The 22653-nt window shown below is 42.3% G+C and carries 18 protein-coding genes; 11 read left to right on the plus strand and 7 right to left on the minus strand.

Annotation, left to right across the window (positions count from 1 at the left end):
• Positions 1–152 precede the first annotated feature (152 nt).
• The gene (locus tag A3IE_RS0105590) at positions 153–863 is read right to left on the minus strand and encodes a DUF4241 domain-containing protein (protein WP_020394616.1); all 711 of its coding nucleotides are present in this window, start codon (positions 861–863) and stop codon (positions 153–155) included.
• A gap of 360 nt (positions 864–1223) precedes the next feature.
• Here A3IE_RS0105590 and A3IE_RS0105595 point away from each other — a divergent pair, with 360 nt between their 5' ends.
• The 7 genes from A3IE_RS0105595 to A3IE_RS0105625 all read left to right on the plus strand — a co-directional run bounded on the left by A3IE_RS0105595 (position 1224) and on the right by A3IE_RS0105625 (position 9431).
• Complete coding sequence (locus tag A3IE_RS0105595) at positions 1224–2612, plus strand: tetratricopeptide repeat protein (protein ID WP_157832840.1); 1389 nt, start codon at positions 1224–1226, stop codon at positions 2610–2612.
• Positions 2613–2768: 156 nt separating this feature from the next.
• Positions 2769–3479, plus strand: a complete 711-nt coding sequence (gene ligK, locus A3IE_RS0105600) for a 4-carboxy-4-hydroxy-2-oxoadipate aldolase/oxaloacetate decarboxylase (protein ID WP_020394618.1) — start codon at positions 2769–2771, stop codon at positions 3477–3479.
• A gap of 155 nt (positions 3480–3634) precedes the next feature.
• A complete protein-coding gene (locus tag A3IE_RS0105605) occupies positions 3635–5041 on the plus strand; it encodes a DUF262 domain-containing protein (protein ID WP_020394619.1) in 1407 nt (468 codons plus the stop codon).
• Complete coding sequence (locus A3IE_RS0105610; RefSeq protein ID WP_020394620.1) at positions 5034–6968, plus strand: DUF262 domain-containing protein; 1935 nt, start codon at positions 5034–5036, stop codon at positions 6966–6968. Before A3IE_RS0105605 ends, A3IE_RS0105610 begins: the two co-directional genes overlap by 8 nt.
• Positions 6969–7160: 192 nt before the next feature.
• Positions 7161–8207, plus strand: a complete 1047-nt coding sequence (locus A3IE_RS0105615) for an amidohydrolase family protein (RefSeq protein WP_020394621.1) — start codon at positions 7161–7163, stop codon at positions 8205–8207.
• Positions 8204–8593: a protocatechuate 4,5-dioxygenase subunit alpha gene (gene ligA / locus A3IE_RS0105620; protein WP_020394622.1), complete on the plus strand. Its 390-nt coding sequence runs from the start codon at positions 8204–8206 to the stop codon at positions 8591–8593. The genes A3IE_RS0105615 and ligA overlap by 4 nt, the downstream gene beginning before the upstream one ends.
• Positions 8586–9431, plus strand: a complete 846-nt coding sequence (locus tag A3IE_RS0105625; protein WP_020394623.1) for a class III extradiol dioxygenase subunit beta — start codon at positions 8586–8588, stop codon at positions 9429–9431. Before ligA ends, A3IE_RS0105625 begins: the two co-directional genes overlap by 8 nt.
• Before the next feature lie 170 nt (positions 9432–9601).
• On the opposite strand, the gene A3IE_RS0105630 is transcribed toward A3IE_RS0105625, so the two are convergent.
• From A3IE_RS0105630 to A3IE_RS0105640, 3 genes are all read right to left on the minus strand, one after another.
• A complete protein-coding gene (locus A3IE_RS0105630) occupies positions 9602–11053 on the minus strand; it encodes a toll/interleukin-1 receptor domain-containing protein (RefSeq protein WP_020394624.1) in 1452 nt (483 codons plus the stop codon).
• A 244-nt stretch (positions 11054–11297) separates the two neighbouring features.
• Positions 11298–11882, minus strand: coding sequence for an NAD(P)H-dependent oxidoreductase (locus A3IE_RS0105635; protein WP_020394625.1), 585 nt, complete (start codon positions 11880–11882; stop codon positions 11298–11300).
• A gap of 120 nt (positions 11883–12002) precedes the next feature.
• Positions 12003–12830: an alpha/beta hydrolase gene (locus tag A3IE_RS0105640; protein ID WP_020394626.1), complete on the minus strand. Its 828-nt coding sequence runs from the start codon at positions 12828–12830 to the stop codon at positions 12003–12005.
• 118 nt (positions 12831–12948) lie between these two features.
• Between A3IE_RS0105640 and A3IE_RS0105645 the strand changes: the two genes are divergently transcribed.
• Positions 12949–13893 (plus strand): Gfo/Idh/MocA family oxidoreductase, encoded by a 945-nt coding sequence (locus A3IE_RS0105645; RefSeq protein ID WP_020394627.1) that lies wholly within the window; start codon positions 12949–12951, stop codon positions 13891–13893.
• Positions 13894–13946: 53 nt separating this feature from the next.
• On the opposite strand, the gene A3IE_RS0105650 is transcribed toward A3IE_RS0105645, so the two are convergent.
• From A3IE_RS0105650 to A3IE_RS0105660, 3 genes are read right to left on the minus strand one after another with little or no spacing between them, the layout of a single operon-like run.
• On the minus strand, positions 13947–17069 hold the full coding sequence (locus A3IE_RS0105650) for an efflux RND transporter permease subunit (RefSeq protein WP_020394628.1): 3123 nt from the start codon (positions 17067–17069) through the stop codon (positions 13947–13949).
• The gene (locus A3IE_RS0105655; protein WP_020394629.1) at positions 17069–18676 is read right to left on the minus strand and encodes an efflux RND transporter periplasmic adaptor subunit; all 1608 of its coding nucleotides are present in this window, start codon (positions 18674–18676) and stop codon (positions 17069–17071) included. Before A3IE_RS0105655 ends, A3IE_RS0105650 begins: the two co-directional genes overlap by 1 nt.
• Entirely contained in the window at positions 18676–19353 is a 678-nt protein-coding gene (locus A3IE_RS0105660; RefSeq protein ID WP_020394630.1) for a TetR/AcrR family transcriptional regulator, read from the minus strand. The genes A3IE_RS0105655 and A3IE_RS0105660 overlap by 1 nt, the downstream gene beginning before the upstream one ends.
• 317 nt (positions 19354–19670) lie before the next feature.
• Here A3IE_RS0105660 and dapA point away from each other — a divergent pair, with 317 nt between their 5' ends.
• From dapA to A3IE_RS0105675, 3 genes are all read left to right on the plus strand, one after another.
• Positions 19671–20555: a 4-hydroxy-tetrahydrodipicolinate synthase gene (dapA, locus tag A3IE_RS21615; RefSeq protein ID WP_110721370.1), complete on the plus strand. Its 885-nt coding sequence runs from the start codon at positions 19671–19673 to the stop codon at positions 20553–20555.
• A 289-nt stretch (positions 20556–20844) separates the two neighbouring features.
• Positions 20845–21564, plus strand: coding sequence for a sulfite exporter TauE/SafE family protein (locus tag A3IE_RS0105670; RefSeq protein ID WP_026154802.1), 720 nt, complete (start codon positions 20845–20847; stop codon positions 21562–21564).
• Positions 21565–21780: 216 nt separating this feature from the next.
• Positions 21781–22650 (plus strand): pirin family protein, encoded by an 870-nt coding sequence (locus tag A3IE_RS0105675; protein WP_020394632.1) that lies wholly within the window; start codon positions 21781–21783, stop codon positions 22648–22650.
• Positions 22651–22653: the final 3 nt, after the last annotated feature.

Here is a 22653-nt window from a genome sequence, read left to right on the forward strand (position 1 = left end):
GTGTGAAAAGGTGGGGTATTGTAGCAGGTTTGTGAGCTAGTGAACTAATAAGCTGAAAAAGCTGAGCCACTCCCTATTTGATCAGTAGCTTAGCCTAAAAGATCAGTGCAATTTGTATACTTTCGAGTAGTGTTTAATTAAACCTACCTATGCTACTCTCGATACATATACTCATTCTCGAAACTGGTCACTAATGCCACAGGGTTATTTTGATCATCCAACCCCCAATAGGAAGGATAAATACCATCACCTATCCCTGAGGAAAACAAAGCAAAGTGTAAATCAGAATGAGGGGCGACCTTAACTAATGAACTATACGCTACCGTATCTGCCTCCTTACCACCTAGGATCACATCATTATAGTAATCTTCATTGGGTTTTTTCTGCATATAATCTTTTAAAGTATTATTAAATTGCTGTGCAGTGTCCTTATCAAAAAAAGCCCCTAATCCTGAATCAACACCATACTTACTTTTAAACATTACATCTTCTTTTACTACCTCTGCTTGTTCCCACTTAACCACTTTCTTATTTTGCAAAACAAGATAAGCTAGAATATTTCGCTCACCTACCGTCGGTATATTAGCTTTAATAACTCCTGCCACATACTTACCACTTTTGATTTTTTGTTTAAAAGGAGCCGCCAAGTCAGCATTGCCTACATAAAAAGGATCACATGCTACAACCACACCACTTGGAAAATCCATTTTCCCTAAACTTACTTGACTATATGCATAACTTTTTAACCGCTCTGGAATAAAGCTTACGATAGAATTCATGACTACTCTATTATCTTCACTATGAGCTAGAAAGCTGCTTAACAATATAAGCGCAGCTAGCAAACCTAAAAATAGTTTTTTCATTTTTTGAAACTCCACTTATATATTTGCTTAAAACTAAGAAATTAACGATTCTAAAGCATCCTTAAAAAGCTTACTAGCACTTAGAGTGATGATCAGTGTCGCTAGGGTCTAGCACTAAAGGCCAAAGTTAAGGCTTTTTAACAGGGTCTGCAATATTAATAGAGATAATGCTTCTGCTAGAAATTTTTATGTCACAAACCCATATAGCATTTGTCATTTATATAAAATATATTTATATAATCACAAAATATCTGTCTAAGTTCGACTATATTTTATCCAAAGCCCTACTCTATTAAAAAACTCCTGTTGTGACAATTTCATTCCTATACTAAGCTCATTTAAAAATAATGATGGATCACAATGATGAAAAATAGTATTAAAAGAATTTATTTATTAAAGCGTAGTCTTCTTCTAATCCTTGGCTTAAATACTTTTATATTAACAGCACTACCAATTCATCCCGTTCGGGGGGAAACGCTCACACCTAGCATGATGATTCCTAATCTTAATGCGTTAGATGAAAAGCAGGCCAACGAGGCGATGATGCGCTTTGAAGTACAAGCATTGCTGCAAAGTATGCCACTCAACACGGAACGCCTCAAACAAGCAGCCAACCATTTTAAGTCCAAAGAAGATGAAAAAGCGCGTGCCGCTTTGGATATTAATGCTATCACACAAGAGCAAAATAATTTATTAGAGCAATTAGCTAAAAAACCAGAAGTTCAGGCGCAATTAGATGATTTAGCAGTTGAATTAGTTTTATTAGCGCGATTAACAGAAATTAATTATGCATTAGGCGATGAAAGAATCAGTAAAGCGGGGAGTTATTTTGAACAAGCACTGAAATCAGGACGTAATTCTGAAGTGCTCTACCAATATGCACAATTCGCACAACACAATAAGCAAAATAAATTGGCTGAAAACTTACTCAGTGAATTAGTAGCCGAAGCACGCAAGCAAGCTGCCACTAAACCCGAGTCGCTGGGCTATCTGACGATGCTGCTAAGCGAGCTGGGTTCAATGAAGCAGGCTAACGACCCTCAAAGTGAGGAAGGCTATCAACTTCAAGTCGAGGCATTAACGAATACCCGCCAAGTCCTTGCGAGTACACCCGAGGCTTTAGAACAATTAGCGCTAAGCCTCAGTAATTTGTGGATGGCCTTTGATAGTACTACGACGCATCGTGACGATATTATTAAACATTATGCCGAGACGATTGAGACACTGCGCCCACTAGCCGCTAATCAAGCGATCTATGCCCCTGCCTTTGCTAACACCTTAAACATTCAAGCCATCATGCTGCAGCAAAGCGACAACGCCAGTACCCAACAGGAGACCATAGAAAAGCTGTACACCGAGGCAATCGCCTTAAACCGTAAGCTAGCCTCAGCCAAACCTAATGAGCATCTTCCCAATGTCGCGATGACACTTGCTGGGTTGGGGAGTTTTTTAAGTAAAAAAGACACGCGGCACGGTGAAGCGGAAAAACTCATGAATGAAGCCCTAAGCATCAACCGCCAGTTAGCTGCTACCCACCCCGACCCTTATTTGCGCGACCTGTATCAAGGTCAAGTCATTAGGACCTTAGAAGGTTTGGCCGATGCTTATATTGACTGGAAGCAAGCTGACAAAGCTCGTAGCGCCCTTGAAGAAGCCTTGACTGTAGCGCAAACCTTAGCAAAGGCAAAACCTGATCAATACGGAATGCAAGTGACCAGTATTCAAGAAGCGTTAAAGAAATTGAATTAAGCCTCCGCTGAGCTATTGCTACTCCTGTAGGTGGCAATAGCGCTCTCAACAGTCTTACACTCAAAAAGTACAAAAACACCTGTCGTTTATCCATGCCCTTCCAATAAAAAAGTACCTACACTATTCGCTATACCAGCAGTTTTTCTAGGAGGAGACATGATTACTCACACTATCCAAGGTGTTGCAGTGAAGCATATTGAACGCGCTGATCCAAGCACGATTGATGGGCTTGCCAAACTCGGCGCTGCGACAGTGCATGAAGCCCAAGGGCGGATTGGAAATTTAAACCCCTATATGCGCCCCATTTATGCGGGTGTACGAATTGCGGGTAGTGCTGTCACGATCCTCGCCCAACCCGGGGATAATTGGATGATTCATGTCGCCATTGAGCTATGCCAAGCAGGGGATATTCTTGTAGTAGCCACCACCACTCCTTGTACCGATGGCTATTTTGGTGACTTACTGGCTACCTCTGCCCAAGCACGCGGGGTACGCGGTTTGATTATTGATGCAGGGGTGCGGGATGTGCGTGATCTGACTGAAATGAACTTTCCCGTGTGGTCAAAGGCTATTTCGATTAAAGGCACAGTGAAAAACACTTTAGGCTCAGTCAATGTGCCAATTATCTGTGCAGGTCAGCATATTATGCCAGGCGATGTGATCATAGCAGATGATGATGGAGTCTGTGTTGTACCGCGTTTAAATGCCACTAAAACATTGGTTGCTGCGCAAAAACGTGAAGCCTTTGAAGGTGAAAAACGCGCTAAACTCGCATCCGGTATTTTAGGATTAGATATGTACAATATGCGCCCCGGTTTAGAGGCAGCAGGCTTTAAATATGTCGAGCGCTTAGAAGATTTATCCTAGTTTCCCGAAATGCTGCTAGGTTATTCGCCTAGCAGTTGATGCGAACCTACTAAGCTGTTTATCCCGCTATTTTGCTAATTAACTAAGCACCTGCTAGTGTTCTAAACATAGCCTTAAAGCCTAAATTCTAAAAATAAATTATTAGGGCAAATACCATGAGCGTGGTCTTAAATAACCATACCAAATCACAACAAATAACTAAGAAAATTATCAGTGTGCACGAGCTGCTTAGTGATTCTAGTTTGAGTCTCCCTATTTACCAGCGCCCTTATAAATGGAAAAGTCAACATGTAAACCAACTGATTAATGATATTAAACGCCATCAAAACAAATCCTCTTATCGCTTAGGAACTTTAGTTCTGCACGAGCAAACATGGGTTGAGCAGGGAATCACTTCAGTTAGAAAAAATATTGTTGATGGGCAGCAGCGTACACTGACCCTGTTATTGATTGCTCATGCATTAATCCAAGTCCATAAACATATATTCAATGATGAGGTTATTGATCAGCTAAAAGCCTTAGAAGCAACCATGATCAATCCTCAATTTGAAAATGATATTTCAAAAAATAACCTATATCAGAATTACCTAGAAATTAGTCGTTTAGCCTCTCGAAACACATTTGATAGAGATCTAATCGATTTCTTATTAAATAAATGTACATTTGTCAGTTTTACACTGCAAGACATTGCTGAAGCCTTCCAATTTTTTGATACACAGAATGCACGTGGACGCGATTTAGCGCCACATGATCTGCTCAAAGCTTATCATTTACGCGAATTTGTTGAGGCCGATGAGGTATTAAAATCCGCAACAGTTGCTCATTGGGAGAACTGCCAAACGGAAGAACTAGCTGATTTATTTGCACAGTTCTTGTATCGCATCCGTTATTGGGTGAAAGGCAATTCAGCACGTTACTTTGATAAAAGAGATGTAAGTGTTTTCAAGGGAATTAGTGTTAATCAACTAAGCTCCTACAATTACACTGAATCATTAAATATAGTTCACTATTTTATAGATTACTATAACCATCAGCAGGAAGGTAAAATTGATAAAAAAATCAAGGAATTTCCCTTCCAGTTAGATCAAACCATTATTAATGGTCGACGCTTCTTTGAAATGATTGCACATTACCAACAGCAAGTTAAAAATTTAGAATACCTCAGTGATTCAACGAATCAACTAAGTGAAATAGCTAAAAGAATTTTAAAAGACATTAACGATTATGAGGGCTCCTATCGTACCGGCGATAGGTATGTACGTGCTTTATTTGATTGTTTATTGCTATATTATATTGATCGCTTTGGTCAGCATAAAATCTCAGAGGCTATTGAAAAGATTTTTATCTGGGCTTACAGCTTACGTCTAACAATGTATGCAGTCTCTATTCCAACCATAGATAATTATGTCTTAGAAAATAATTTATTTAAAATAATCAATCATTCCATTAATCCAGAGACTTTTTTAAATCACTCATTACCTATTATTTCAGTAAATGAGATTAAATCAAACAAGGTGGATTTAATTCAAAACTTATTTAAGGATATGCACTACTGTGGATAATAATGCTGCAATAACACAGCTTTCAGTCAGAGAATTACTGGGCCATTCGGATAGTTACGTGATTCCGATGTATCAGCGTAATTATGCATGGGGAGAAGCTGAAATTACTCAACTTATCCTAGATATCATGGATTACGCAAAGAGTGGAAATGACTACTATATAGGTAGCCTGATTGTTTATCTGCGCCCTGAGCAAAATCAAAGGAAGGTCTATGAAACTATTGATGGACAACAACGATTCACTACCCTTTCACTACTGGCCTGTTACCTCAAAAACGAAACAAAACTCGATTTAAGCTGGTATCAGGCAGGTAACTTTCATTTTGAAAGTCGTGGTAACTCAACTCAGACCTTTAATGCCATTTTTAATCAGCAGCTTGACAAGCTTCGCACCCAAGCTGAGCAAGCAGAAAACTTTAACCCAGCACTATGGAATGGCTATGAATTAATTAGAAGGCTTTTACCACAAAAGCTCAAAGAGTGTGAAGCGCTAAGCTTGGAAGTCTTTTCTGACTATCTTCTAAATAAAGTACAGATTATGCGTATGCAAGTACCGCATGATACTGATCTGAATCATTATTTTGAAATAATGAATAATCGCGGCGAGCAGCTAGAAAAACATGAAGTACTCAAATCGAACTTGCTAGAAATCCTCAACAAAATAACCGATCTAACAGAACGACAACAAAGCCAACAATGCTTACATCAGGTATGGGAAGCTTGTGCTAATATGGAAAAGTATGTGCAATATGGCTTTTCGGTAGAACAGAGGGATAATATATTTGGCTATAATAATTGGAGCCAACTACAAGTAAAAAACTTTACCGAGCTAGCTAAAGCCTTTAAAGAAGCACCGTCAAAAACGAGTGTAACTCTCAATGAGATTATTGCAGGTAAAAACAGCTTAAGATCTGACTTAAATCACCCAGATGATAATTCAGCTGAACGGTTTAACTCAATTATTAATTTTCCCAATTTCTTACTACAAGTACTACGCGTTCAGCTAAAGCAAGATATTGCACTCGATGATAAAAACTTACTAAATGCTTTCAAAGAGCACTTAATGAATAGATCTAATGCGATTGAGCAAGTAAAAACTTTTATTTTCAATCTATTAAAAAGTAAATTTTTATTTGACCAATTCATCCTAAAACGAGAGTTTTTAGCTAGCCAAGAACAATGGAGCTTAAAGCGTTTAAAAAAAGGCAATAATACGCTTAGTTATGTAAATTCTTTCGATGATGAGACAAAAAATCAACGAACTTTAATGCTGTTAGCTGCATTTCACGCCTCCACCCCTACTCTTGCTTATAAAAATTGGCTGAATGCTGCTCTATATTACTTGCTTAATGCTGAAACTATTAACGCAGACCACTACTTGCAACATTTAGAATCTACCGCGAAAAGCTTTATACTTGATCGTTTTCTAGCAATTAATAAAAGCAATTACTTTACCATCATTTATACCAATCAATGCAAACCACAAGGTACATTCAACCAAATCCCTGATGAGCAGTTAAGATATAGCTTATCATTTGGCAATATTGAAAATAATTTAATATTTAACTATTTAGATTATTTATTGTGGTGTGAATCAAGTAACACAAGCGACGCAAAAATTAGAAATTATCACTTCACATTTCGCAGCTCAGTCGAGCACTATTACCCACAACATCCATTAGCTGGCTCCAAGATTTTAGCGAGTGCTGATTTAAACTCATTCGGCAATCTATGCTTGATTAGTCATGAAAAGAATTCACGACTCAGCAACTTTATGCCAACCGCCAAAAAAGAATATTATCAAACAAATAGTATTGACAGCATCAAACAGCATTTGATGATGCAAGCACCCACTTGGGATGAGGAAAGTATTGAGCAACATTATCAAAAAATGCTTAGCGTATTGCAGGCAGGCCTAGCACCTTAGATTGTGAGCGCTGCAGTCAACGCTTGGCTAATGGTAAATACTTAAAAAGTACAAGAGCATCGATCTTTTAGGCATGGGTATAGCTTTGAAAAATACCTAGAATGTTTGCATTGTCTTTTAGGAGGAGAACAAAGCTTATGCACCATAGCCTAACTGTTTGGCATCTCAGCTTCAGCGCTTGGAGGATCTAGCATGAGTAAAACCTTAGTGATCGACTGCCACGGACATTACACCACCGCGCCCGATGAACTTGGTGAGTATCGTGAACAGCAAAAAAAAGATGTAAAAACCGATCCACTATTTGAACATGTTAAAGGTGTGATCAATATCAGTGACGACCAGATTCGCGATAGCCTCGAAGGTGCACAACTCAAATTACAGCGCGAGCGCGGTACAGATGTCGCCATCTTCTCGCCGCGTGCCAGTTGGATGGGGCATCACATTGGCAATCAATCCACCAGTAAGTACTGGACTGAGCATTGTAATGATTTGATTTATCGCATTACCCAACTTTATCCACAAAACTTTATGGGTGCTGCACAACTCCCACAATCGCCCAAAGCGGATATGCAAGCGAGTGCTAAAGAATTAGAACGTTGTGTGACAGAGCTAGGCTTTGTTGGTTGCAATCTAAGCCCAGATCCGTCAGGTGGGCATTGGACTGCACCCCGTTTAGATGATCGGTATTGGTATCCGATTTACGAAAAAATGTGTGAGCTGGATGTGCCTGCCATGATTCATGTGAGTGCCTCTTGCCATCACTGTTTTGATACCACAGGTTCGCATTACTTAGGTGCTGACACCACGGCCTTCCAGCATTACATGATGGCGAAAACCCTGTTTAAAGACTTCCCCAATCTCAAATTGATTATTCCACATGGCGGTGGCGCGGTTCCTTATCACTGGGGACGTTTCCGTGGTCTAGCGGATATGCTGAAACTGCCGAACTTGAATGAGATTATTAAAGACCATATCTACTTCGACACCTGTGTTTATCATCAAGAAGGCATTGATCTACTGCTCGATGTTGTCCCCATAGACAATATTCTGTTTGCCTCTGAAATGATTGGTGCAGTACGTGGCATTGATCCGCAAACAGGCCATTATTTTGATGATACTAAGCGCTATATTGATGGTAGTCGTTTAAGTGCAGAAGACAAACGTAGAGTCTTTGAATTAAACACCCGCCGTGTGTTCCCACGTTTAGATGCACGCTTACAAGAGGTCGGTTTGCTATGACAACAAAGCCCTATCATGACATTCCAGGGACTATTATTTTCGACCCTGAAATGGCACAACTTGGTTATCACCTCAATCAATTTGCTAACTCACTCATGCAAGCCGCTAACCGCGAAAAATTTAAGGCGAATGAGCGTGCTTATTTAGATGAGTGGGCGATGAGTGAGGAGCAAAAGCAAGCGGTATTAGCGCGTGATTACAATCAGATGATGCAGCTCGGAGGTAATGTGTATTTTCTTGCCAAAATCTTTTCTACCGATGGCTTAAGCTTCCAACATGCCGCCGCTTCTATGACGGGTATGACACAAGAAGCCTATGCACAAATGATGCTGAATGGTGGACGTAGACCTGAAGGCAACCTCTATAAGGAGCAAAACAATGGCTAGAATCACCGCAGGCGTCGCCACTTCCCATGTTCCTGCCATTGGTGCAGCCATGGATTTAGGTAAGACCGAACAACCTTATTGGCAACCGCTGTTTAAGGGTTATGAATACGTCAGACAGTGGATTAAAGAGCAAAAGCCAGATGTGATTTTTTTAGTGTATAACGATCACGCTAATGCCTTTGATATGAACTTTATTCCCACCTTTGCTATTGGCTGTGCACCCGAATTTAAACCAGCGGATGAAGGTTGGGGCGCGCGCCCAGTGCCTATCGTCAAAGGCCATCCTGCACTGGCGGCACACATCACCCAAAGCCTTATTCAAGATAACTTTGACCTCACCGTTGTGCATAAAATGGATGTGGATCATGGCTTGACCGTGCCCCTGTCCTTAGTGTTTGGTCAAGTCGAAGCATGGCCTTGTTTGATTATTCCCTTTGCGGTGAATGTCGTGCTCTATCCACCACCCTCAGGGCAACGTTGTTACGACTTAGGCAAAGCTTTACGCAAAGCGATTGAAAGCTTCCCCGAAGACCTCAATGTACAAGTCTGGGGCACGGGCGGCATGAGCCATCAACTGCAAGGTCCACGCGCAGGTTTGATTAACCAAGCCTTCGATAATGACTTCCTCGACCGTTTAATTGACGATGCCGAAAACCTAGCGAAAGTGCCACATATCAACTACGTGCGTGAGGCGGGTTCTGAAGGAATTGAGCTGGTCATGTGGCTGATTATGCGCGGCGCACTAAATGACGAGATTGAACTAAAACATCGTTTTTACCATGTACCTGCCTCGAATACAGCTGTGGGGCATTTGGTGGTGGAGAATAAAAAAGCTTAACTTATGATATGTGATTTTGGTTAGGACAATACCTTTCAATGTCCTACCAAGATCGTTTTTGCATGACTAAGCACTTGATTGGAGGCGCAGACCTTAGCTAGTTCAGTTTCGAAGAAAAATTATTTTGTACAATTTTCTAAATGTCCATAGTTCCTCATTATTTTTATTAGCTAATTCATGTGCTCCTGATAATAGTCAATATAAGCTAAAAAAGTATCACTGAAATGTAGAGAAGCCAACTCTTTAGGTGGTGGAGCCTTGCTGGGATTTTCTAGAGGGATAGGGCTAATATAACTGATACCACGTTTTTCTAGCGCGAGTCGCCATTCTTTTTCAACATATTTTGATTTCATCGCTAACTCAGACCAAAACAAATAAAATATATCTTTCTCGGCTATATGTAATAATAACTGTTCCTCCCATTGCTCACCCGCTCTTAGTTTCAATACATCGATGTATATATCTATATCTGGAACAATAGATTTTATACCTTGTATTCGCTTAAAAACTTCAGCTCTATCCTCTGATGAGTAAGATGCAAACGCGCTTCTAGGGGAGAAATTACCTTTTATGGATATAGAGTTTTTACGATACCTGAATGACTTATTATCGAGATTCGAAAAATTAATAAGAAATTTTACATCCGCAATTAAAATCCCATAGCTAGTTACAGTTAAAGTACCAGCAAAAGGATCCACTGTATTCTCTATTTTAGAACTTACTAGAAATTCTAAATTAATAGGTTTATCACGCCAAATAATATTTTTTATATCATCATCATGAATATTGAAGTCAGGTAATTTTAATTTTATGCTAAGCTCAGTATTAGGCTCAATGGGATTACCAGTGCTATAGCCAATTCTTTTTAAGGAAAATAAATACTGCATTTTATAAAGAACTTCTTTTAAATCACTTTCCTTGTGTAGACAAACACTTATAGCAAAAGCTTTTTTTGGTTTGATATCTTGAGGGGCGAACATGGTAACATCTAAACTCTTTGATCTCTTGTAAAACCATAATGAAATATTTTTGAATTTTTCAAATAAATTTATTGAAAATAAGTTTGTGTCAATTGATGTTGAACGTGCACGCTCCTCCGCATATCTTGGACCTTCCACTATGCGCTTACAATGTACACTCTTCGGAAATACTGATGGTATACCAATAGGTTTCGGCTGCCTTGTCAACAGCCGAAACAAATCCTCATATTCCTCCATCAGCCGATAGACCGAAAACGCCTTCAAAGGCAAAGGCACATCATCAAAATCCCCAGCATCAGACAAGACAGGAATAAACTTGGTATTACAATAAAAAGCCTCATACAAGCTCCGTGAAATCACCAACCCCTCAATGGCCCTATGCCTACTGTCCTCTGTTTGGCCACGATAACGCTGTAAATAAGTCGGCGTGCACACCACCAACACAAAATCTGCCTGCTCAATTTCATTTTCCATCCAACGCTGCCAACCTTCTGGAGGCGAGCCATTAATACACTGATCTAACTGACAGTCTAAACCATCAGCCCGCATCTGCTGGGCAAGCTGCAATACAAAAGCACAATGGGCTTCAGAATCATGACTGTAGCTAATAAAAACACGGAGTGTTTGGGGGAGAGTAATCATTATTAACCCTTGCGATGAGTGGGTCATGACAGTATAGGAGAAGATAAACGGTAGATAAATAAAAACAAAAAGTAGTGTGCTTCAAAAACGTGCTCAAGCAACTCTATAAACCTACAGGGCATTTTTACGCTTTGACTATGACTTAAATTTAAGCAAGCCATACGAATAGTTACTGTGTCTTTCTACATAAAGTGAATATAAAGTCGAAGTTTGGCTCATAGCTTGGCGCCAACATCTACCATTGCTAAAACTGCTCTTTTATTTTACGCACAAAAGCCTCAACTCTTGCAGGTGACGCATTTTCACTTTTATAAAATGAGAGCATCTTAAATCGACAATCTTTGGTGCAAGCGCCTAATAAAGCAATTTTTAGTATTCGCTTGACTGGCTGCCAAAGAATAAGTTTATCTACCCACCATGCTGAACCTAAAGTCGTAATAACCTTAACATCCTTCAGATTGTCTAAACACGGGGTAATAGCACCTAAATCCGATGCATGATTATACGCATGTCCTGGAGCCCATACCCTATCAAACCAACCTTTTAAAATCGCAGGGAAACCAAACCACCAGGTGGGAAACACTAACACCAGTGACTCAGCCTCCTTCAATTGGTGGATTTCTTGCTCAAGTAAAGAACTATCAAAAGTAGAGGCATAGTAGCTTTGTCGTTCTTGAGTGGTAAGCACAGGGGAAAATTGCTTGTCATATAAGTCAAGCAGAGTGATTTGATAACCCTTAGACTCAAGATGCTCAATCGTTTTGCCCGTTAAATAGTGGCACAAGCTCTCTTTTAATGGATGCGATACCACTACTAAACATTTCTTCATGTAATTCTCCTTGGATCTTAATTTTTAGTTTAACAGGTGCTAAGGGGGAGTTGAAAACATGGGCACCGTGTAGCGACATCCCAGCAGACATCAGCTTGCAAGTGACGCTCTTATTAGACGCTACAAGGATTGCTTAATAAAGCTTGATATTTTTGCTTTATACTCTTCGGGTCTGTACGAGAGTAGATCCTCATGAGCCGCACCCTTAACCAACCAGAGTTGCTTGCTTTCATTGGCAGCGTGGAACAGACGTTCAGTTTCTTCAGCCTTGGTATGTTCGTCATTTGAACCACTTATAATAAATACAGGAACGTTTACTTTTTTTATAGCTTCGATGGGTTTTAGTTCTGAAAGTGACACATCGATTCTTAATGGTATTTGTAAGTATAAAAAAGGAGCGATGATTTTTCCCATCTTGCCCAGACGCATTTCGAGCCTGTTTTGAACCGCTTCCTCTATGGTTGGATAGACTGACTCCAAAATTAATGCATCAACATGAATGGGACCATTTCCAAGTAAGGCCGACGCGCCACCTAATGACTGGCCTATTGCTACTATTTTGCCACACTCTTTAACTTCCTTTAGGAAACTAACCCCGTTTGCAGCATCAACAGACTCACGAATTCCAAAGGTAATTTCTGAGCCTAGGGTTTCCCCGTGAGCCTGTAAATCTATAAGTAGAGATGATATTCCCATATCCTTCAGGAAAGAGGCTCTACCTATCATGCTCGCTCGATTAGACCTGACACCATGCAGAAGAAGTGCACAAATACTGTTGCTTTCTGATTTTAAAAAAGAACCATGCGTACTATTGAAAACTATTTTCTCAAACTCTACAGGCATTTTTACTAGTTGGTTTACCGGCTTTGAAAGGTAGCTACCTGCAGCCCAAAGTATTAGCCCGAAGAAGAAGACTAGAGCCACTAATAAAGTAAATTTACCTTTCATCTTGTACTTTTCTCACAAAAAACTACCCATTTCCCGCATTCCTAGGACTGCCCCTAGCTTCTAACTACACGATTAGTACAATCAGCGCATCAGAGAGGATGTAAGTCTAGGAGTTGCTATGAAGCTATTAATGATTGGTGAAGGTGCATTTGGCCATAAGCACTTGGATGCTTTAAAAAATATTCCTAATGTGGAGGTAGCCGCTATTGTAGGCGGTGTCGCCGAAAGTACTCAAGCGACTGCTGAGAAATACGGGATCCCATTTTGGACGCTGAATTTAGACGAAGCCCTCGCTCAGCCTGAGATTGAAGCAGCGATTATTACCTCACCGACTCCAATTCATGCTAAACAAGCTTTGCAAGTCATGAATGCAGGCAAGCATGTGATGATTGAAATCCCGATGGCAGACACCTTAGCTGATGCTGAAGCAATCGTGGCAAAACAACAAGAAACAGGTTTGGTGGCAATGGCTGGGCACACACGGCGCTTTAATCCAAGCCATCAATGGGTACACAAAAAGATTGTTGCGGGTGAGCTCAAGATTCAGCAAATGGATGTGCAAACCTATTTCTTCCGCCGCCAAAATCTTAATGCTTTAGGGCAGCCTCGCTCATGGACAGACCACTTACTCTGGCATCATGCTTGTCACACCGTCGATTTATTTGCTTATCAAGCAGGTGAACCGATTGTGCAAGTTCAAGCCATGCAAGGCCCTCAGCATCCAGAACTTGGCATTGCGATGGATATGAGTATTGGTCTTAAAACTCAATCGGGCGCAATTTGTACTTTATCGCTATCCTTCAATAACAACGGCCCTCTAGGCTCTTTCTTCCGTTATATCTGTGACAATGGTACTTATATTGCGCGTTACGATGATCTGGTGGATGGTTATGAAAAGCCCATTGATGTTAGCCAAGTCGATGTATCTATGAATGGAATTGAGCTACAAGATCGTGAATTTATTGCCGCCATACGCGAAAAGCGTGAACCGAATGCCAGTGTGCAACAAGCGTTAGCTGCGATGAAAGTATTAGATTTGTTAGAACAACAACTAGGCAAATAAAAGCCACCTACTAAGCCGTAGTTTAAGACTACGGCTTAGCAAAAGCGCATTGTTTAGGCTTCTACTTTAGCTAACGCATCCACTGGCTCAAATAATTGCGTAAACCCCATATCTTCCAAAATCGCATACGCTGCTGGTAAGACAACTAAGATCAATACGGTGGAAGAGGACATACCAAATACCATACTGGCTACAAGAGGGATCAATACTTGGGCTTGTAGACTGGTTTCCATTAAAAGCGGGGTCATACCTGCAATCGTGGTAACAGACGTTAAGAACACGGCACGAAAACGATCTCGCACGGCCTGTCCCGCTGCCTCGTGCAAACTCATCCCCTCAGCACTACGTTGTTTAACAAACTCGACCAACAAAATCGAATCATTCACCACTACACCCGACAGGGCAACAAACCCAATCATGCTCGGCAGGGTCATATTTAAGCCCATTATATAATGTCCCCAGATGACGCCAATCAAGGCTAGTGGAATATTTAATAGCACGACAATTGGTTCGCGATAATTTTGAAACTGTAAGCTGAGCAGAAAATAAATACCTGCAATACCCAGCACAAAACCCACTAACACCGAGCGGCTGGTTTCTTGACTGTTTTTTGTTTCCCCCTCTAAACCCACGAGGAGGCCGGGATATTTTTCTTGTAACTTCGGCAGCAGACGGGTTTGGGTATCTTTAATAATTTCGCCCGCATTGGCGATAGCTGAATCGACATCGGCACCCACTGTCACCGTGCGTTGGTGATTAATGCGCATAATGCGGGAAAACTCACGTTGTTCTTCTAGCTTTGCAATCGCCTTCAGCGGAATTGGCTTACCTTGCTTGGATAAAATCGTTAATTGCTCAAAGGCTAACAAGGCTTTCTCAGGCGGGCTATCCAATTTGACCGTAATCTCATAAGACTCTATGCCTTGGTAGACCTTACCCAAACTCACACCTTGATAAGCAGCGCGTAATTGGCTCGCTAGTGACTGCGCATCGACTCCTGAATTTAAGGCGCCGGGTAATAAAGTCACGCGAAACTGCGGCTTGCCCGGTCGCAAATCATCTAGCACATTGGAAACACCTTGATAACCTTGTAGCCACGTTTGCAACTCCCATGAGGCTTGCGACAACTGCTGCAAATCAGCACCTTGCAAACGCATCGAAATCGCCTGCCCCCCAGGCCCAAACACTGGCTCTTTAAATTGAATATTGACTGCATCCGCAATAATCGGCGTATTTTCACGCCAGCGTCGTGTTAACTCACGTAGTGAATTAGTACGCAATTCCGCATTCAATAAATCCAAGGCAATCGTAGCAAGGTGGGCGCCAGACTCATTTGCATCTTTATTGGTGTTATAGCTTACCTGAATCGTTTTGACTAAATCGCCCTGTGTTTCTTTAGGCAATTGGGTGAGGGTGGTTTGTAAACTCTCCAATAAAAGACCCACCACTTGTTCAGTACGCTCCAACTGCGTACCTTGCGGCAGCAAAATCCGTGCTTCCAAGCGATTACCTTCAATATCTGGAAAACCTTTAAATTTGACGATACCTGTCGTTAATAAACTGATGGAAACTATGAATAAAGCGATTGCTCCACCCACGACCAGATAACGCCAACGAATCGCAAGGTCAGCACACCAACCAACGGCTTGACGTAAACGCTCAAACCATGCTTCAAAAACAATACGCCAGCGCCACTTATGATCTTCCCGATGCTTTTCTAAGGAGTGTTTGAGATGGTGTGGTAATACCAGAAAGGCTTCGATCAAGCTTACGGTTAAGACGGAGAGAAGGACAACCGGCAACACCCCCAGAATTTGCCCAAAATCCCCTTTCATAAATAGCAAACTGCCAAATAAAAAAGCAGAAGTGAGATAGGATGAAAATACACCACTCGCCACCCGTTGCGTACCAATCAAAACGGCTTGTAAGGGTTGTTGCGTTTTGCGAAATTCGCTTTCAATACTTTCGGATAAAACAATCGCATCATCCATCAAAATCCCAATAGCCATCAATAAAGCCACCATGGAGATCATATTGATGGTAATACCAAACAAACTCATGACCACTAAGCCACCCAGAAACGAAATCGGCAAGCCCAAGGTCACCCAAAACGTATAACGCCAATTAAAGAATAGAAACAAGACTAAAGTCGCTAAGACAAAGCCCTGCCAAGCATTGGACAATAATAAATTCAGGCGATCCTCGACAATAGAGGCTGAATCTTGGGTAATGTACAAATGCGTCCCTAGCGGTAATTTTTGATTTTCTGCATCAATAAAGGCTTTAACGGCTTGATAAACTTTCAAGGTATCATCCGTTTTATTTTTACTGACTAATAAGGAAGCTGCTGGTCGACCGTTTAATTCAGTACGCGCTTCCCGCTTCTCAAAGCGCTCTTCAATCGTGGCAATATCGCCTAAGCGCACCTGTGCGCCACGGCTATTGCCAATAATCACTAAATCAGCTAATTCCTCAGGTGTACGGCGCAAATTCTCAAAACGAATTTGATAGCTACGTTCGTGCGTTTCAACAAGGCCAGCAGGGGTATCTAGCGCTTGAGCACGAATTAGATTCGCGACCTCTTGCACACTCAATTTATATTTCTGCAGAATCTCCGGTTTTAGTAGCACGCTATACTCATGCTCTGAAAAACCCAGCACCTCGACAATAGGAACACCCTTAAGCGCTAGTAGTTTAGTGCGATAATCCTCAGCCAAAGCCTTGAGTTCGGACTCCCGTAAATCACTACTAATGGCCACTACTAAAACTGAGTCGACCCGCCCTAATTCACGCACGGTGACATCTTCTACACCACTCGGAAAATCCGTAATGGTATCCACGACAGCTTGGATATCATCCTTAAATTGCTTGATGTCACCGGCTTCTTGCATTTCGGCCGTTAGCGTTCCAACCCCATCACGCGACTCACAGCGCTGTTCTTTTAAGAAACTAATACCATCCGTGGCATCCTCCAAACGGCGACAAATGCCCTCTTCCACTTCAGACGGGCTGGCTCCTGGAAAAGGCACTGAAACACTCACTAAACGTGCTTTTAATTGCGGAAAAGTTTCTTTATTTAAACTGGGTAACACTGCCAAACCTAATAGCACGATACTCATCATAAGAATATTGGCAGCGGTTGGGTGAGCGGCAAAATAGCGTAGTATTTTATCCATTACTGAACGCCCTCAGACTTCAGTGTCAGGGGCTTATCATTCGCGAGTGCCTGACTTACTGCACGCAAAGGCATATTTGGAATGACGGGAATCAGGTCATTTACAATTAATTGTTCACCGCCTTGTAAACCACTCGCAATGACAACGTGATCACCTTCTTGGTTTTGAATCGTGATAGAACGAATTTCCAAACGCTGTTCTGCATTCATTAAATAAACCCGTCCTTGGTGGACTGTCTTACGCGGAATCACAATAGCATCAGCTTGGATGGCGGATAAAATGACCTCTACATACATGCCTTTTAAGAGTGGTAATTCTTGCCCCGCTACTTTTTCATAAGGATGATCAACTACCACCACCACACCTATCGTGCGACTCACCAGATCGACAGCTTCCGCTAAACGATCGACGCGTGCTAGATATTCGGTTTGCTGATCAACGCCGAGGATTCTAACCTTAGCCTTGAGGTTCAAGGTTTGCATGAGTATAGCCATATTGGCGGCACTATAATCAAGGTGTCGCCCATTAAAACTCGCTAACAAAGACTTCAAATGTTGGACTGGCAGTTCAGCTCGAATCTCGACCCCTTGATTATTATCCGCCTCAAATAAGCTTGTTCCTACGGCAACCACACTGCCAACTTCAACATGCACCGCGCTCAAACGACCACTAAACGGCATCGTTATTTTGGTACGTCCCAAATTAGTTTTTTGTCCTTTGACTTGCTGCTCAACACGTTTTACTTGCGCATTAATATTCGCTCGTCGACTCTCGAAGGTTTTGAGCTGCCCTTGTAACTCCGTAACTTGTTGTTGCTGTTGCAAAATAGCTTGTTGCTGCTGGAGCACGCTTTGATCTTGCTTGGCTTCCGATTGATCTTGTTGGCTCAGTTGTTGCTCCATTTGCACAATAGCTTGTTGTTGGTTTACCACCTGCTGTTCCAGTTGCAAAACTTGTTGCTGTTGGCTTTCTGCCTGACTTAAGGCAATCAAACGTTGCTGCGCTAATTTTTGTAAACGGGCTTGCTCCTTTTTCGCTAAGGCCAGATTTTGTTGGGTAATTTGGAGATTTTGCCGTGCTAAGTTCAGATTTTTTTGGATGTAGTCAGTATTCTTGCGCACAGGTTCATCTTGGCGGCGCACATTGCCTAGATTCGCTTGTGCAACCTTGAGATTTTCTTCCGCCACCACCAAAGCTTGGCGTACATTACGTTCTTCTTGATTGAGTTGGGATAATTGCGAATTAGCGGCGGCTAAATCAGCTTGGCTTTGGGTGAGTGAGGTTTGATAATCTTCCGGATCAACCTCAACCACTACTTCCCCTTCGGCAATACTGCCACCCACTTTCAGCTTAGGATGGACAAAACTCACCTTACCGTTTACTTGGCTTTTAGCTTGCAAAGTACTCGCTGGCTCCACATTACCATAAGCAACCACACTAGCCTCAAACGCTTGTTTAGTGACAGTGATCAACTCTACGGGTCGTGCTGTCATTTCGTTCGCTTGGTGTACTAATGGTTGCTTGGTCTTTTTCAAAAACACCATCACCCCCACACCTAGCGCAATCATGAGCGCAAACATCAGAAAATTTTTGAAGAATTTTTTCACTATCGGGCTACCTTTGGGGTGGATTGATGGTGGGAAAGCGCGTCAAGACCCGCAAACATAAAGATCTTAATATGTTCGACCAACACAGCAGTCGGTTGTTGCAAAATAGGTTTAAGCGGGGTATCTAACTCATGACTGACCACCAGTAGCACCATACAAGGCGCCATCACACTCAGCACGCAACGCTGTAGCGCGGGTGAATCCAGTGCCAAGCCACTCACTTCTGCTACTAAGCGATGAATCACCCCAAATTTAGGCAAAGCATAGGTTTGTACAGCAGTCACAGCATAAGCCGATGGTGTCATCAACTCCCGTGCCCACAGTCGTGTATGCCAACTACGGTTTTCTAACAAATCATAAATTAAACTCTCTACAAACTGCGCTAACTTGTCCCTTGCTGGCAAAGCGCTATCTGCCAAAGCATTTAGATAATCAAGGCTTAATAAACGCTGATGCACCTCCTGCAAAACAGCCATGTATAAGCCTTGGTAGCTGCCAAAATGATAATTTACTGCCGCTGTATTGGTCTTTGCTTGTAAGCACACTTGTTTACTGGTGGTATTAGCAAAGCCGCGCTCCGCAAATAATTGCCCCGCCACTTCTAAAATATGCGTGCGCGTCACATCACCATCACGCCGATGACCACGTACTTCGCGTTCACTATCTGATTTAACCATTCGCAATGGCTGCACCTCGCTCATTAATTAAGTGTCACACTAATGAATTGAAATTCAAATTTCAATTAGACTAAGGAGCTATAACCAATCACTACTAGCCAAGCGAGACCGACGCTTTTATACTGTACACCTTGTCTTATTTAAGGCTTTTTCTTTCCCATGTTTAACTTTGCCACTCATTCAGTAAAGAAGTCTAAACGCCGCAGCCTCTGCGGTTCAGGGTAGTTTACGCATTTAACTTTAGACTGACGTATACCAAACCTAGCCGCACAACCTGCGGCTAGGTTTTTTTTTGCCTAGTGAAAAAGGAAATTGCAATGTTTAGTGGATCGTATGTGGCGTTAATTACACCATTTCGTCAGGGTGCATTAGATGAAGCTGCTCTACGCAATATGGTCAATTGGCATATTGAGCAAGGCACGCATGGCTTAGTACCTATGGGTACGACTGGCGAATCACCAACGGTCAGTCAGGCCGAGCATGAGCAAGTGATTAGCATTGTTTTGGAGGAAGCGGCGGGGCGAATTCCAGTGATTGCTGGAGCTGGCTCCAATAATCCTATTGAGTCAGTGCATTACGCACAAATCGCCCAAGATTTAGGGGCTAATGCGATTTTATGTGTGGCCGGTTATTACAATCGTCCTTCACAAGAAGGTTTATACCAGCACTTCAAATATCTACACGACCACTGCAATCTTCCAATTATTATCTACAATATTCCACCGCGCGCTGTCGTGGATATTAAAGCGGATACCATGGCACGCTTAGCCCAATTGCCACGTGTCGTTGGTGTAAAAGATGCGACTGGGGATTTAACTCGCATTAGCCAAGAGCGACAACTGATCAAAAAACCATTTAGCTATTTATCCGGTGATGATATTACTGCCATCGCTTATAACGCTTCTGGCGGTAATGGTTGTATTTCTGTGACTGCGAATATCGCGCCGAAGCTCTGTGCACAATTTCAAACGGCTTGTTTAGCAGGTCATTATGGTGAAGCTTTAGCTATTCATGAAAAACTCGTACCCTTACATCAAGCCCTCTTTCGCGAGCCAAACCCTTCAGGTCCAAAATATGCGGCATCCTTATTAGGCTTATGCAGTGAGGAGGTGCGTGCCCTTAACAACACCTGTGAAAGCCGAAATTCGCCACTGTCTGGAGCGCTTAGACTTACTGTAAGAAAACCTAGTCAATCCAAATAGTAGTGAAGCTTGCTTAAGGGATTGCATCTGCATTCCCTATTGTTAAGTTGGAATTGGTCGATTTTTCTAATAAAAAACGCTTGACAGCACGCACGGGCACAGGTGCTAAGTGCAAGTAATGCACCTGTTAACACATGGCTACTTGCAATGAGACTCACGATAAACAATAAAGACGACGAGATAAGGTTTTATAGCAAAACCTATGCGCCTGATAAGCAACTGTTAATATAAAGGCACTGGGTTAAAACTTGAATGCTCACTACTTTCAAATCCCCTATACTCCCGTGCCATGAATGAACTGCTCTTAATCCTCATCGCTTTTTGTACCTCCAGCCTCACAGCTGTATTTGGCTTGGGAGGTGGAATGATTCTGATTGCGTGTATGCCATTCTTCCTACCCGCAGCCGCCATTATTCCGATTCACGCGGCTACGCAATTAGTTTCGAATGGTAGTCGTGCTTTATTCGCGTGGCGTGAAATTGAATGGCAGTTCACCTTAAGCTTTTTATTGGGTTCGATAGTTGGCGGAGTCTTAGCTGCCAAACTCACTTCACTGATTAATGTGCACTACCTTCCCTTAATCATGGCCGTCTTTATCTTATTCAATGTCTGGGGGGGCGGAATTAAGTTTAATGCCAATCCCAAAGGTGAATTTGTAACCATTGGCTTTATTCAAACTGGCTTAGGCATGTTAGTGGGCGCTACCGGCCCCATGGGACAATCGACCTTGGTGCGTAAAGGCTTAAAACGCGATGCCTTGGTCACTACCTCCGCCGTTTTTATGGTGATCACGCATTTACTAAAATTGGTTTTGTTTGGCTTTCTAGGCTTTAGCTTTAGTCAATACTGGCAACTGAGCTTGGGAATGATCATTGCCACTACCTTAGGCTCGTGGTTTGGCACCAAGATTCGCCATCGCGTACCGGAAACGAATTTCCAGCAGATCGTAAAATGGCTACTAACGTTACTCGCGCTGCATATCATTTACACTACCTTAACTACAAATTAGTAATCACCCCTAAAAATACCAATAACTAAAACTTAAAGTTAAAAATACTTCAACTTCTGGCTTCATTGACTTAACCATATAGCGACCCTACTTTAGCAGTAAGAACGATAGCCCTTAGAACTCATACTAGAACGAGCGCTATCATTGAGGTGCTTGCTTTGATTAGTTTTTCACTAACTAGCAAGTCTGCTTTTAGCGTAGTGGAGTGGTAAATTTATGTCCGCTTTGAACTTTAGAACCGTAGAACATCTGATTACTGGAACACCGACCTCAGATGGCGCAGGCGTCAAACTCACGCGTGTTTTAACGCCAACGTGGCAACAACGTCTTGATCCATTTTTAATGTTGGATGCGTTTCGAAACGAAAACCCTGAAGACTATATCGGGGGATTTCCCAATCATCCACATCGTGGTTTTGAGACCGTGACTTATATGCTAGCGGGGCGGATGCGCCATAAAGATAGTGCTGGGCATGAAGGCTTATTGGGTGCAGGTGGTATGCAATGGATGACCGCAGGCAGTGGCTTAATTCATTCCGAGCTTCCCGAGCAAGAACAAGGGCTCATGGAGGGTTTTCAATTATGGCTAAATTTGCCTGCCAAAAACAAAATGACCACACCTAGTTATAAGGATGTAGCAAATCAAGCCATTCCTGAATGGACTAGCCCAGACGGTATTACCGTGCGTATCTTAGCCGGTAGCGCTCAGGGTTTAGCAGGAGCCGTGCAACGCCCCGATACCGAGCCATTGCTATTGGATGTGCACTTACCGGCGGGCATGACTTATATTCAAGAAATGCCTGCGGCTTACAATGCTTTTACCTATACCTATCGCGGCACAATTGATATTCAGGGACAGGCGGTGCCCGACCGTACCATGGCGATCTTAACCAACCAAGGTGAAGCCCTGAAAGTTAGCGCCAGTCCTCAGTCGGAAACGCGCTTCCTTATCGTGGCAGGAAAACCGCTCGGCGAGCCTATTGTGCAATACGGCCCTTTTGTCATGAATAGCAAAGAGGAGATTTACCAAGCTATGCGCGATTATCAAGCGGGGCAGTTTGAAGCCGCCGCCATTCAAGTGCTGTAGAAG

It is taken from the genome of Thiolinea disciformis DSM 14473 (assembly GCF_000371925.1).
GTDB lineage: Bacteria > Pseudomonadota > Gammaproteobacteria > Thiotrichales > Thiotrichaceae > Thiolinea > Thiolinea disciformis.